The organism is Iodobacter sp. CM08, from assembly GCF_033446605.1.
GTDB lineage: Bacteria > Pseudomonadota > Gammaproteobacteria > Burkholderiales > Chitinibacteraceae > Iodobacter.
Genome location: NZ_JAWQUO010000049.1, coordinates 1 through 13,922, shown reverse-complemented (window position 1 = coordinate 13,922; position 13,922 = coordinate 1). Strand labels below are relative to the sequence as shown.

10 protein-coding genes are annotated in these 13,922 nt (G+C 44.7%); 4 read left to right on the top strand and 6 right to left on the bottom strand.

Going from position 1 to position 13,922, the window contains the following annotated elements:
- Positions 1-216 precede the first annotated feature (216 nt).
- The 5 genes from ftsB to R6242_RS19840 all read right to left on the bottom strand — a co-directional run bounded on the left by ftsB (position 217) and on the right by R6242_RS19840 (position 5,978).
- A complete protein-coding gene (ftsB, locus tag R6242_RS19860) occupies positions 217-549 on the bottom strand; it encodes a cell division protein FtsB (protein ID WP_318430230.1) in 333 nt (110 codons plus the stop codon).
- 72 nt (positions 550-621) lie between these two features.
- The gene (eno, locus tag R6242_RS19855) at positions 622-1,917 is read right to left on the bottom strand and encodes a phosphopyruvate hydratase (RefSeq protein ID WP_318430228.1); all 1,296 of its coding nucleotides are present in this window, start codon (positions 1,915-1,917) and stop codon (positions 622-624) included.
- A 244-nt stretch (positions 1,918-2,161) separates the two neighbouring features.
- Positions 2,162-3,001: a 3-deoxy-8-phosphooctulonate synthase gene (gene kdsA, locus R6242_RS19850; protein ID WP_293931750.1), complete on the bottom strand. Its 840-nt coding sequence runs from the start codon at positions 2,999-3,001 to the stop codon at positions 2,162-2,164.
- A gap of 239 nt (positions 3,002-3,240) precedes the next feature.
- Complete coding sequence (locus R6242_RS19845) at positions 3,241-4,893, bottom strand: CTP synthase (RefSeq protein ID WP_293931751.1); 1,653 nt, start codon at positions 4,891-4,893, stop codon at positions 3,241-3,243.
- Between the two features lie 221 nt (positions 4,894-5,114).
- A complete protein-coding gene (locus tag R6242_RS19840) occupies positions 5,115-5,978 on the bottom strand; it encodes an SDR family NAD(P)-dependent oxidoreductase (protein ID WP_318430226.1) in 864 nt (287 codons plus the stop codon).
- 324 nt (positions 5,979-6,302) lie between these two features.
- On the opposite strand from R6242_RS19840, the gene phbB reads away from it, so the two are divergent.
- Complete coding sequence (gene phbB, locus R6242_RS19835; protein WP_318430224.1) at positions 6,303-7,037, top strand: acetoacetyl-CoA reductase; 735 nt, start codon at positions 6,303-6,305, stop codon at positions 7,035-7,037.
- 119 nt (positions 7,038-7,156) lie between these two features.
- Here the strand turns inward: phbB and R6242_RS19830 are convergent, their stop codons facing one another.
- Positions 7,157-8,122, bottom strand: coding sequence for an integron integrase (locus R6242_RS19830; protein ID WP_318430222.1), 966 nt, complete (start codon positions 8,120-8,122; stop codon positions 7,157-7,159).
- A 1,987-nt stretch (positions 8,123-10,109) separates the two neighbouring features.
- On the opposite strand from R6242_RS19830, the gene R6242_RS19825 reads away from it, so the two are divergent.
- The 3 genes from R6242_RS19825 to R6242_RS19815 all read left to right on the top strand — a co-directional run bounded on the left by R6242_RS19825 (position 10,110) and on the right by R6242_RS19815 (position 13,549).
- Entirely contained in the window at positions 10,110-11,711 is a 1,602-nt protein-coding gene (locus tag R6242_RS19825; protein WP_318430220.1) for a DUF4435 domain-containing protein, read from the top strand.
- Positions 11,712-12,531: 820 nt separating this feature from the next.
- Complete coding sequence (locus R6242_RS19820; protein ID WP_318430218.1) at positions 12,532-12,957, top strand: glyoxalase/bleomycin resistance/extradiol dioxygenase family protein; 426 nt, start codon at positions 12,532-12,534, stop codon at positions 12,955-12,957.
- Positions 12,958-13,057: 100 nt separating this feature from the next.
- Positions 13,058-13,549 carry a hypothetical protein gene (locus tag R6242_RS19815; protein ID WP_318430216.1) on the top strand — a complete coding sequence of 164 codons (492 nt, stop codon included), beginning with the start codon at positions 13,058-13,060 and terminating at the stop codon, positions 13,547-13,549.
- Positions 13,550-13,922 lie beyond the last annotated feature (373 nt).

Sequence of the window (13,922 nt, the reverse complement as noted above, 5' to 3'; positions counted from 1 at the left end):
TTACAGTAGCAAAAAATATAAATATTTTGAAAGTGTACCGCTAGCCAATACACTGGCTGATGGGGGTCTCAAAAAACCTATATTTCTAAATAAGACAAGGTGCGTATTAAAAAATCTACGCTGCATATGCTTGATATGTAAGGAGATTTTTTTAATGCACAACGCAGCATTATGAGATCAGATGGGTTTTTCTAGGCGCCCTGATGCAATAGGTGGCTACTTCGCCCCGCTAGCAGCAAGCGGAGCAGGCGTGGGGGATGAGGAGACAATAGGATGATCTTTATCTAAGACTTGGAAAAAAACCTCATCCTGACGAATCATGCCTAATTCATTACGGCCGCGCTCTTCAATTGCATCCGAGCCGGTTTTTAAATCGCGAACGTCTGCATCTAATGCGTCATTACGCTCTTTTAATTTTTCGTTTTGTAGCTTTTTTTCAACCAGCTGATGATCAAGCTGCCATACGCGCAACCAACTGCCTTTGCCCACCCATAGTGGCCATTGCAAAGCAGCAATCATAATAGAAAAGATAATAGCAAGTAGGCGCATGTAGATTCTAATTTGAAGAAAACCGGAATCAAAGATTCCGGTTTGTGATATTACTTGATAATAAGTCAGTGATTACTTATTAATTTGGTAAAAAGCACCCATACCTGGATATACCGCTGCTTCGCCCAACTCTTCTTCAATACGAATCAATTGATTGTATTTAGCAATACGATCAGAGCGGCTTAATGAGCCGGTTTTGATTTGCATGCAGTTGGTTGCCACAGCCAAATCTGCGATGGTTGCATCTTCGGTTTCGCCTGAACGATGGCTCATCACCGAGGTGTAACCATGACGCTTAGCCAGATCAACCGCTGCCAGTGTTTCTGACAATGAGCCAATTTGGTTTACTTTGATCAAGATAGAGTTACAAACGCCTAAGCGAATCCCTTCAGCCAGAATCTTAGTGTTGGTTACGAATAAATCGTCACCCACGATCTGCACACGCTTACCAAGGCGATCGGTCAATACTTTCCAGCCCGCCCAATCACGCTCGCCCATACCATCTTCGATCGAGATAATTGGGAACTTGTTCACCAAGCTTTCCAAGTAATCCACTTGCTGCTCAGATGTCAGCGCACGATTATCGCTTTTCTTGTAAACATACTTGCCGGTTTCTTTATCAAAGAACTCAGAAGCAGCGCAATCCAAAGCAATGCAGAAATCCGTACCGGCTTTGTAGCCTGCTTTTTCAATCGCAGACATAATCATTTCTAATGCTTCTTCTGCATTAGCGACGTCCGGCGCAAAACCACCTTCATCGCCCACTTGGGTAGGCATACCCTTGTCGTGCAAGATTTTTTTCAGATTATGGAAGACTTCAGCGCCATAACGCAGTGCTTCGCGGAAAGTTGGCGCGCCAACGGGCACAATCATCAATTCTTGGAAATCCAAGCTATTGGATGCGTGCTCGCCACCGTTAACTACATTCATCATCGGTACTGGCAGGCTCATCGGGCCTGAACCACCGATATAACGATACAGCGGCAAGCCTGCTTCTTCAGCAGCGGCCTTAGCAACCGCCATAGACACAGCCAAGATGGCGTTTGCGCCAAGATTGCGCTTGTCGTCAGTACCATCTAAATCAATCATGGTTTTGTCGATAAACGCTTGGTCAGCAGCATCTAGGCCAATGATGGCTTCACAGATTTCGGTGTTGATATTTTCAACAGCCTTCAATACACCCTTGCCAAGGTAGCGGGATTTATCGCCATCACGCAGCTCAAGCGCTTCGCGCTCGCCAGTGGATGCGCCAGACGGCACAGCGGCACGGCCCATTACGCCGGATTCCAGCAATACATCGGCTTCTACGGTTGGGTTACCACGAGAATCAAGAATTTCACGGGCGATTACTTCTACAATTGCGCTCATATTTCAAACACCTTTAAGGAGGGTTGGTCTGAGTAGCTACACCGGAAAACTTCCGGCACTAAAAAATTCAGATTTGGCAGCCTTTCAACTTTATGTCATTAAAACTGCCAAAATATTACAGCGAGTACTCAATCAATGAGTGTGCCTTAAAGCACTACCCCTGTCTTTGAGTACGATCAGCAATTCTTTCATTCTTGGGCAGAGCAGCAAAGCGGGCCCAAACAAGCCCGCATGCAATCGCAAATTACAAGCTATGTTCAATAAAAGAATGTGATTTTACTGCGCGATCGATGTCTTTTAATACCATCAACAATTCTTTCATTCGCGCCAATGGCCAAGCATTTGGGCCATCAGAAAGCGCTTTAGATGGATCTGGGTGCGTTTCCATAAACAAGCCAGAAATCCCCGCCGCCACCGCTGCACGCGCCAATACCGGCACAAACTCACGCTGGCCACCAGAGCGATCGCCCTGCCCGCCTGGCTGCTGCACTGAATGCGTCGCATCAAATACAATTGGGCAGCCCGTTTCACGCATAATTGCCAAACCGCGCATATCGCTAATCAGCGTGTTATAGCCAAAAGATGCGCCGCGCTCACAAACCATTAGATTATCCAGCCCGCCATTAGCATCGCGCGCCTTATTAATTACATTCACCATATCGCCAGGGGCCATAAATTGGCCCTTTTTGATATTCACTGGCTTGCCAGTGGCACAAACGGCATGAATAAAATCAGTTTGGCGGGCCAAAAATGCGGGGGTTTGCAATACATCCACCACGCTCGCCACAATAGGGGCTTCGGCTTCAGTATGCACATCGGTAATAACAGGCACGCCAATTTGCTTTTTAACTTCGGATAAAATCCGCAGGCCTTCATCAATCCCTAAACCACGGAATGATTTGCCTGAGCTGCGGTTGGCTTTGTCAAAACTCGATTTATAGATAAAAGGAATGCCCAATGCATCGGTCATTTCTTTTAATTGTCCTGCGGTATCCAGCGCCATTTGTTCGCTTTCAATCACGCATGTGCCGGCGATCAAAAAGAAAGGTTGATCGATACCGACTTCAAAGCCACATAATTTCATTTTTCGCTCCGTGAGGAGTGAGGAGTAAGCGGCAAGGAACCCCAGCACCTACTCTTCACGAGTTTCACAAACTATAGTTAGGTATAAATTCTTAGCCTTGCGCGTGCATCCGGTTTCGTACTACCTGCATCTGCACACTTAACTAAAAATTTATCCCCTAATAATTAGACCCCGCCAGCGAAAAGCAGGTTTACCCTGCCAGCCTATGCTTAGAAACATAAGCTGGCAGTTTTACAGTATTAGCAGCTTAAACCACTGCGCCCCTGCTCGTTAGCGTAAGCCAATGCTGCTTCAATATATGAAGTAAACAAAGGATGGCCATCACGCGGCGTAGAGGTGAATTCTGGGTGAAATTGGCAAGCAAAGAACCAGCGATGCGCACTCAGCTCAACCGTTTCAACCAATTGCTCTGCACCTGCCGAACGACCGCTGATTTTTAATCCAGCAGCTTCTAAGCGAGGCAAGTAATAGTTGTTTACTTCGTAGCGATGACGATGGCGTTCAGCAACGGATGCCGCGCCATAAATCTTAGCCGCAAGCGAGCCCTCTACCAGCTGACATTCCTGCGCACCTAAGCGCATTGTGCCACCCAAATTAGAGTTTTCATCACGCGTTTCAATTTTACCGTCGTGATTAACCCATTCGTTAATCAGCGCAACAACGGGGAACTCGGTATCTAAATCAAATTCAGTCGAGTTGGCACCCTTCATACCGGCTACATCACGCGCGTATTCAATCAATGCAATCTGCATACCAAGGCAAATACCAAGGTAAGGAACATTGTTTTCACGGGCGAATTTAACGGCAAGAATCTTACCCTCTACACCACGCTTACCAAAGCCACCAGGAACCAGAATAGCGTCCATGCCTTCAAGGCAGCTGGAGCCGTTTTTCTCTAGCTCTTCAGAATCCATATAATGAATCTGTACGCGGCTATTGGTGTGTACACCCGCATGAATCAACGCTTCAGATAGTGATTTGTATGATTCAGTCAGATCAACGTATTTGCCGACCATGGCGATATTCACCGAATGACTCGGATTTTTCAAACCATGAACAATCTTCTCCCAAGCAGACAAATCTGCCTTAGGTGCGTCAATTTGTAATAATTCACAAGCAATATCGTCAATACCTTGCGCGTGCAGCATATTAGGTACTTGATAGATGCTGTCTGCATCGTAACAAGCAATGACCGCGTTTTCTTCTACATTACAGAATAACGCCAGCTTACGGCGTTCTTCATCAGGTAGCTCGCGATCCATACGGCACAGTAAGATATCTGGCTGAATACCAATTTGACGCAATTCTTTTACGCTATGCTGGGTTGGCTTGGTTTTAATTTCACCCGCCGCAGCAAGATAAGGCACGTAAGACAAATGCACGTAGAGGGTGTTTTTACGACCCACATTAGAGCGCATTTGGCGAATGGCTTCCAAAAATGGCAATGATTCAATATCACCAACAGTGCCGCCGATTTCCACAATCGCAACGTCCACATCACCCGCGCCTTCGCGCAGCTTCATTTTGATTTCATCTGTGATGTGTGGAATGACTTGGACCGTGCCACCTAGATAGTCGCCACGGCGCTCCTTGGTGATGACAGATTCGTAAATCTGCCCGGTGGTAAAATTATTAGATTTGCGCATTTTTGAGCTAATAAAACGCTCGTAATGACCAAGATCCAAATCAGTTTCAGCGCCGTCTTCGGTTACGAAAACTTCGCCATGTTGAAATGGACTCATGGTGCCGGGATCTACGTTGATATACGGATCCAGCTTCATCATCGTGACTTTAAGGCCACGTGATTCAAGAATAGCGGCCAGCGACGCAGCGGCGATGCCCTTGCCCAGCGAGGAGACAACGCCACCGGTAACGAAAATGTACTTAGTCATGGCAGGAATAGCAGGTTGGAATTCGCTATTTTACCCGATTGGCGGGGGCGGCTCAATTCTCGACAAGAGCCCAACTTTGTGCGTACAGCAAAAAAGAGTCTCATCTTTCCCTCCAAAGGGGCTTGACTGACCATCAAAAAGGCTAAAACAGCCCTCATTTGCACGCTTAATCGCGTTTTGCTGCCTAATAATTAAAAATCAAGCGTAGAAATTACAAGCAATTATTTTCGCTCATAACTGCAACGAGGCTCATCCCCCGACGCTTTTAACAAAATATAATCCAGTACACGCGTCGGTAAGATTTTTTTAAGCAGCCAGAATACTTTTGTTGGCGTAGTAATTTGATAACGAGCCGATGGGCGGCGCGCTTGTAACGCAGCACGCACCGCCAGCAATACAGCCTCTGCTGGCAAGGTAAATGGAGCGGCGGGCCCCACCTTAGCCAAACGCGCTTGCATCGCTAAATAAGAAGGCCGATGAAAACTCTGCTCCCCATCAATCCAGCGATTAAATTGCTGCTGCGCATTGGCTCGAAAACGGCTAGTAATTGGGCCGGGCTGCAGCAACACCGCATAAATCTGACTGCCTTTTAGCTCTTGGCGTAAAGTATCTGCAAAACCTTCAAGTGCAAACTTACTTGCGTTATAAGCCCCGCGGTATGGCATAGCCGCAAAACCCAGCACAGAGCCATTAAATATAACCTTGCCATGCCCTTGCTTTCTCATGATGGGCAAAACTGCATTTGTCAGCTCAATAGACCCAAACACATTGGTTTCAAACTGATACCGCATCGCCTCCCTACTTAAGTCTTCTACTGCACCTGGCAAACCAAACCCTGCGTTATTGAATAAAGCATCGATACGCCCGCCGGTTTTTGCCAACACAGCAGCCACCGTTTGTTTTATAGAATGCGAATCAGCCACGTCGAGCTGTAATGCTTCAAAACCTTCATCTTTAAGCCGCTCTACATCAACCATATCTCTAGCTGTTGCAAAAACACGCCACCCGTCTGCCTTCAGGCCCAGTGCAGTGGCATAGCCTATTCCGCTCGAACACCCACTAATTAAAATCACACCAACACTCACTTACATCCCCTTTTTTGGAACACTATCACGCAATTTTAAACCATTATATTTCAATAAACCACAATAAAACTTGCTATTACGGTCAGAAATTGAAATTAAAAAAAGACCACCGACAAAAACAAACAATAAAATGCACACAAATAACATTGTCATGCAAAACACATACTTACGTAATGCAAGCTTGTAATTATTCGCCACAGAAGCTAGTAATAAAATTCACACCTACCTTACACAAAAACATGCTTTGCTTATACATACAAACAATGTAAGATTTTGAGCTGGGTTCCACACAACTTAGCAAACAAGCAAAGAAAGGGAGAGTCTATGAAAAAAATCGCACTCGTCACCGGCGGCATGGGTGGTATCGGTTCTGCTATTTGCAAAGCACTCGCAGATAGCGGCTTTAATGTTGTAGCGACTTATTCTAAAGCAGGAAGAGAGCTGCAATGGCTAGCAGATATGAAAGCATCTGGTTACCTTTTTAGCGCATATGAGTGTGATGTCACTGATTTTGATGCTTGTGTTCGCATGGCAGAAAAAATCAACGAAGAAATCGGCCCTGTCGATGTACTCGTAAATAACGCCGGTATTACCCGCGACGCCACCTTTAAGCGCATGGGCCAGCTAGATTGGGAAAGCGTCATCAGCACCAATCTTAACTCGCTATTCAATGTATCTAAGCAGTTTCTTGATGCCATGGTTGAACGCAACTGGGGCCGTGTGATTAATATTTCTTCCATTAACGGCCAAAAAGGCCAATTTGGCCAAACCAATTACTCAGCAGCAAAAGCAGGTGTACACGGCTTTAGTATGGCTTTAGCGCAAGAAGTTGCAAAAAAAGGCGTCACAGTTAATACAATTTCACCAGGCTATATCGCAACCGATATGGTAATGGCCGTGCCTGAAGACGTACGTAATAAAATCATTGCAGGCATCCCTGTTAACCGCCTAGGCACCCCAGAAGAAATTGCGGGCCTAGTTAGCTACTTAGCATCCGATTTATCCGGCTTTATGACCGGCGCTAATATCGCCATCAATGGCGGTCAGCACACCTGCTGAGTATATTTACGCCTGCTGATGATATAAAACTACATCAGCCAATAGCAGCAAGGCGGGTTAATGATATAGAGGCCACACCCTCTTATCTTGTAACCTGCCTTTTTTATTGCCTACCGTCCTTAAGTAACACCGTACCTATCCAGTGGGCTTTGCACTCCCAAACCGCCACGATTTAAGACATGTGTGTAAATCATGGTGGTACGCACATCACTGTGCCCCAGCAGCTCCTGCACGGTACGAATATCGTAACCCGCCTCTAGTAAATGGGTAGCAAAAGAATGACGCAATGTATGCGGCGTAGCCAGCTTGGGGATACGCGTAGCATGCAGCGCCTGCTTCATGGCGCGCTGCATGCCCTTTTCATCCAAATGATGCCGCCGTACTAGCCCAGAGCGAGGATCAGCACTGCGCTGCGCCGAAGGGAAAACATATTGCCATGCCCAATCCCGACTCGCATTCGGGTATTTTTTCGCGAGAGCAAACGGTAGATAAACCTCGCCCCAGCCCTGCACTAAATCTGCGTCATGCAGTGCTTTTGCATAAGCAATTTGCGCTTGTAATGCGGTGGCAATATTTGCGGGCAGCATGGTCACACGGTCTTTATCGCCTTTGCCCGAGCGCACCACAATTTCATGCAGGGAAAAATCAACATCCTTAACCCGTAAACGTAAGCCCTCTAATAGCCGCAGCCCTGTGCCATACAATAGCTGCCCCACCAGCAACCACACCCCATCTAGCTCGGCCAGAATTTGCTGCACCTCTTTCGGCGTTAAAACCACCGGAAGGCGCTGGCTGGCCTTGGCGCTTACCACGTCTTTTAACCACGGCAAATCAATCTGCAGCACTTCACGGTAAAGAAACAGCAGCGCGGACTTAGCCTGATTCTGAGTCGACGCTGACACCTGCCTATTGACCGCAAGGTGGGTAAGGAAAGCCTCAATCTCGCTTTGCCCCATTTCCTGCGGATGACGCAGCTGATGATGGCGAATATAGCGCTTAATCCAATCCAGATAAGCTTGCTCGGTGCGCAAACTGTAGTGCAATGTACGCAATCGATCACGAACCTGATTCAAAAGCACAGACATGGTGGAAATCTCCGCTCAATCGGGTGTAGTATCTCGGCATAAAATACTTCAGGCCGCGCCCAGCAAGGCATTCCAAAGGGGCGTAGCGTTTTTATACACCATAGATGGTGGATTTTCTGCCGTTTTAGGGTGTCTACATATTGTTAGGCACAGCTACCAATTGTTTTATTTTTTAGTTGGCGCGTTGTTTTGTGGCAGTTTGTGATGCGGTGTGTTGATATTTTTATTCTGTTTTGCAGTTTTCTGTTTACGTTGCTTATTAATACGCTTTTAATTCGTTTGCTCCGCTTTAGTGGCCTTCTTATTTATTTTTGCGGTTTGCGACGAAAAACGGAGTCTTGTTTTTTGTAGCGGCAATACGCCTAACATGGCATTCAAGCAGACTGGCCGGAACGTGCGGCTTCTTTATTTAATTGCAGCGGAGGCCAGCTGCTTAATTTTGACGTTAGGCACCGCTACCCATTGTTTTGTTTATTAGTTGGCGCGTTGTTGTGGCAGTTTGTGTTGCAATCGTATTGATATTTTTATTCTGTTTTGCAGCTTTCTATTTTAGTTCCGTATTAACACGCTACAATTCGTCGGCCTTATTTTTAGTGGCTTTCTTTTTTCGTATTGCGTTTTCATTACGAAAAACGTGGACTTTATTTTTTTGCAGCGGCAATACGCCTAACATGGCATTCAAGCAGACTGGCCGGAACGTGCGGCTTTTTTATTCAATTGCAGCGTAGGCCAGCTGCTTAATTTTGACGTTAGGCACAGCTACTAATTATTTTATTTTTTAGTTGGCGCGTTGTAGTGGCAGTTTGTGTTGCGGTGCGCTGATGTTTTTATTCTGTTTTGCAGCTTTCTGTTTACGTGGTTTATTAATACGCTTTTAATTCGTTTTCTCCGTTTTAGTGGCTTTCTTATTTAGTTTTGTGGTTTGCTACGAAAAACGGGGTTTTGTTTTTTGTGCAGCCGTACTACGCCTAACATGGCATTCAAGCAGACTGGCCGGAACGTGCGGCTTTTTATTCAATTGCAGCGTAGGCCAGCTGCTTAATTTTTACGTTAGGCACAGCGACCAATTGTTTTATTTTTTAGTTGGCGCGTTGTAGTGGCCGTTTGTGTTGCGGTGTGTTGATATTTTTATTCTGTTTTGCAGTTTTCTGTTTACGTTGCTTATTAATACGCTTTTAATTCGTTTGCTCCGTTTTAGTGGCTTTCTTATTTAGTTTTGTGGTTTGCTACGAAAAACGTCGGTTTTATTTTTTGTGCCGCGGCAATACGCCTAACATGGCATTCAAGCAGACTGGCCGGAACGTGCGGCTTTTTATCCAATTGCAGCGTAGGCCAGCTGCTTAATTTTGACGTTAGGCACCCCAGCCAATTGTTTTATTTTTTAGTTGGTGCGTTGTAGTTGCAGTTTGTGTTGCGGTGTGTTGATATTTTTATTCTGTTTGGCAGTTTTCTGTTTACGCTTTTTGGCAATACGCCTTTAATTCGTTTGCTCCGTTTTAATGGCTTTCTTATTTAGTTTTTTGGTTTACTACGAAAAACGTGGGCTTTATTTATTGTGCAGTGGCAACTCGCCTAACATGGCATTCAAGCAGACTGGCCGGAACGTGCGGCTTTTTTATTCAATTGCAGCGTAGGCCAACTGCTGTGTTTGACGTTAGGCACAGCTACCAATTATTTTATTTTTTAGTTGGCGCGTTGTAGTGGTAGTTTGTATTGTGGTGTGCTGATATTTTTCTTCTGTTTTGCAGCTTCCTTTTTACGCTGATTATTAATACGCTTTTAATTCGTTTGCTCCGTTTCCGAGGCTTCATTATTTAGTTTTGTGGTTTGCTATGAAAAACGAGAGTTTATTTATTCTGCAGCGGTAATACGCCTAACATGGCATTCAAGCAGACTGGCCGGAACGTGCGGCTTTTTATTCAATTGCAGCGTAGGCCAGCTGCTTAATTTTGACGTTATAACGCAGATCAAAAACAGCGAGGGTCAAGTGGTAGATTTTATTAGCTTACCAAAAAGTGGGAATACCACTGAAATTTTGGACTTACCTGTAAATTCTTCAGTCGTAATTACCGGAGCAAATGGCTCAGGCAAGACAAGATTAGGTGCCTGGCTAGAGTTAGAGAGCAGCCAAAAAGATATAGTCCGTAGAGTTTCAGCTCAAAAATCTTTATCAATGCCAGATTTTAGCCATACATCAGCCATTGAAGAAGCAGAATGCGATTTAAAATACGGCTACCCGGATGTTATGCAAGTTAAATCTAACCCATCCTATTGGAAGAAAGAGCAGCGATGGGGGAGAAAGCCTTTTACGTTCCTCCTGAATGATTATGAAAAGCTCATGGTGTATTTATTTACAGAGCTATTCCAAAAGACGCTAGACCACTCGGAAGGTCGGGCTTCAGAAAACAACTCCATTCTGCATAAGATAAAGTCTATCTGGGAATCCGTTTTACCACACAGAAAACTGGTTATAGAAGCTGGTAGAATTAAGACCAAAATATCTAGATATGACAATGGATTATACAATGCATCAGACATGAGCGATGGCGAGCGCGTTGTTTTCTATTTAATTGGACAATGCCTAACCACTGAAAAAAACTCAATATTAGTCATTGATGAGCCAGAGCTTCATTTACACAAGTCGATACACTCAAAGCTTTGGTCAATTTTAGAAAGTGAGCGAAATGATTGTGTATTTGTATACATAACTCACGACCTAGATTTTGCTGCACAAAAATCTAGTGCAGAAAAAATATGGGTAAAATCTTATGACGGAGAAAACTGGGATTGGTCAATTCTGCCAGAGTTCTCAGAACTCCCTGAAGATTTGGTACTTGAAGTTCTTGGCGCTAGAACTTCGGTAATATTTGTAGAAGGAACACCTAACAGCTTTGACTTACAACTATATAGCTTATTTTATAAAAACTATCTTGTTCTTCCAAAAGGCAGCTGCGAAAATGTCATTCAAATAGTTAAGGGTTTAAATGAGTCAGGTCTAATTAACGATAAGAAAATCTACGGAATAATTGACAGAGACAGAAGAGTTAACGCAGAAATAAATAACTTAAAAAGTCATGGTGTCCTTGTTCTGGATGTTGCTGAAGTCGAAAACCTATTTATTCTCCCCGAAATCATAAAGCTTGCATGTGAATCCCTAGAGTATAACTACGAAGAAAAGCAAAGTGAAATCACATCAAAAGTGATTGAGTTACTAAAAAACGATTTAGATGTACAGATATCCAAGCGCGTATCCGGGGAAATTCGCCATAAGCTTCTATCCTTTAACGACAAAAGTAACGGACTAACAACGATAAAATCATCATATACAAATGTTGTAAGCAGTATTGATATTGAAAACATTTATACTGAGGTGACCAAGGAATTTGATAAAGTAATTACTAGCAATAACTACCTCGACATGCTTCGGCTATACAATAAAAAGTCTCTACTTACAGCTATCGGCGAAGTGCTGGGGCTTAAAAAGGGTGAATATGTAAGCCTTATTATTAGGATTTCAAAAGGTAAAAAAAGCGATGAGGTTATTTCTGCCCTTCATGCTTACCTCCCGAATGTCGAGTCCGTATTATAACAACTGGTTCAAAGCGTTCGCTTCGCTCTCTGGGACGGGCTAAAGCCCGCCCCTTAACCAAACGTTATAACTTATTCTTAAATCGGAATTGAAATGAATCAAAGTGAATTATTAAGCTATATTAAAGATGAGGTTGCTAAAGCTGCGCTGAAGAAAAATAAAGATGGTGTTAATATGTACCTTGTTGTTAAGTACGCAGATCAATTATAAGATATTAATCCAATTGATTTCTCGTTGGCTATCGGTCGCAACGAAAACTATAAAACAGAATTCGCTAAAGGTATAAAATTAGCACAAATAATAAAAGAGCGTGGCTTGTAGTATTGCGTTATAACAATTCGCTCAAGCACCGCGCACTTCGTGCACTGGACAGCTTTTAAGTCGCAGTTTTGGTGTTTTGCTGCGCAAAAATATTCCACAAAACTACAACTTAAAATCTGCCGCTTAGCTCGGCGTTAGGCACCGCTACCAATTGTTTTATTTTTTTAGTTGGCGCGTTGTGGTGGCAGTTTGTATTGTTGCGCGCTGATATTTTTATTTTATTTTGCAGCTTTCTTTTTACGCGGCTGATTAATACGCTTTTAATTCGTTTGCTCCGTATCTGTGGTTTCATTATTTAGTTTTGTGGTTTGCTACAAAAAACGGGGCATTGTTTTTGGTGCAGCGGCAATACGCCTAACATGGCATTCAAGCAGACTGGCCGGAACGTGCGACTTTTTATCCAATTGCAGCGTGGGCCAGCTGCTGTGTTTGACGTTAGGTGTCAGAACTCCTGGCTCGTCGAGTGGGAGTGATTGAACCGACAACATAGGAAGAAAATATGTACCTTGCTAACTACCTCTTCTTCACCACAAATTGCGAGCCAGCGTTGGCGTTTTATACAAAATGCGGTCTTGGTACGGTGGTGGCGATCCTGCGATGGGGCGAAAACGGAATGCCCGCTCACACCGAAGCTATGCTCGGAAAAATCATGCACGCTCAATTTGAAGGTCCTGGTGTTCGGTTTTTCGCCTCGGATAACGACGATGCTGAACCAATGAGAGGATCGGCAATGATCTTTCAGCTGGAGGATCATGAGCAAACAAAGAGCCTCTTCATACAACTCTCTGATGGCGGCCAAATTACAACGCCGCTTGCGGTTCAGCCCTGGGGCGATTACTTCGGAAAGCTGACTGACCGCTTTGGTGTGCAGTGGATGTTCAATTGCACGTCAAAAGTTAGTTTTGTCACAAAACCTGATGCCTAACAAACGGTTCAAGTCGTTCGCTGCGCTCTCTGGGACGGCGTGCTGACGCCCCTTAACCTAAACGTTGGGCATCAAGGCCGCTAAGACTTGGGAGTTGCGAGTGGTAAGAAAGCCAAAAGTCGAGCCAACCTTCGACTATCACCTGTCATCCGCATTTAAGGACGAAGACATCTTGGCGCTTGTTTTGAAAGGGCATCTCGTCATTGAGGCTATGCTAGGCAAGATTCTTGGGAACGCAGGCTTTGGTGAAGAAATTTGGCGTTGGCCCTTTCCGACGAAAGTCGAAAAATCCATCACTAATTGTCCTATGCCTCAGTGGGTGGGAGACATCTGCAATGACATTAATAACATCCGGAACGACTACTGCCATTCCCTAGGTCACGAACTCTCTTTCTCTGAGGCTTATAAGCACGCTCAGAGGTGGAGTTCCTTGGGCCTCGAATACACTGACGAAACCATTTATTCGGACGCGACGGAGTCAGAAGAAATGTACGGGGTAGAGGGAATCCTCACGGAAACACTCTCAAATATTATGGATGAAATAAACGTTGTATTTGGAAAAATTGGTTTGAAGGAAACATACCTAAAATGAACTTGAGCAGATTGATGCCCAACAAGGCATTCAAGCGGACGGGCTACGCTCGCCGCTTAATTTGAGCGTTAGGCACAGCTACCAATTGTTTTATTTTTTAGTTGGCACGCTGTGGTGGCAAGGCCGTAGGTCGTATGGTTTTATAGGGTGTCAATAAGCTCTGCGTGCAACGTAAGTTGCCCAGCGAGAGCGCATTGCACCGTTTTGCTTCATACGGCGTAATGCGTCTGGAAAAACCACCAGACTTATTAGCGCCCTTGTATCTTGTTCCCTGTGGTGGTTAGCTACTACCACACGAGGTGAAGTGAGCTTGATAGCGCCCTTAAGGCATCGACCTTGTTTTGTAGATAAAGCCCTTCACCTCACTTCTTTC

Excerpts from the sequence above, each read along its gene's own strand:
- ftsB (WP_318430230.1), bottom strand. The coding sequence starts at position 549 with ATGCGCCTACTTGCTATTATCTTTTCTATTATGATTGCTGCTTTGCAA.
- eno (WP_318430228.1), bottom strand. The coding sequence starts at position 1,917 with ATGAGCGCAATTGTAGAAGTAATCGCCCGTGAAATTCTTGATTCTCGT.
- kdsA (WP_293931750.1), bottom strand. The coding sequence starts at position 3,001 with ATGAAATTATGTGGCTTTGAAGTCGGTATCGATCAACCTTTCTTTTTG.
- R6242_RS19845 (WP_293931751.1), bottom strand. The coding sequence starts at position 4,893 with ATGACTAAGTACATTTTCGTTACCGGTGGCGTTGTCTCCTCGCTGGGC.
- phbB (WP_318430224.1), top strand. The coding sequence starts at position 6,303 with ATGAAAAAAATCGCACTCGTCACCGGCGGCATGGGTGGTATCGGTTCT.
- R6242_RS19830 (WP_318430222.1), bottom strand. The coding sequence starts at position 8,122 with ATGTCTGTGCTTTTGAATCAGGTTCGTGATCGATTGCGTACATTGCAC.
- R6242_RS19820 (WP_318430218.1), top strand. The coding sequence starts at position 12,532 with ATGTACCTTGCTAACTACCTCTTCTTCACCACAAATTGCGAGCCAGCG.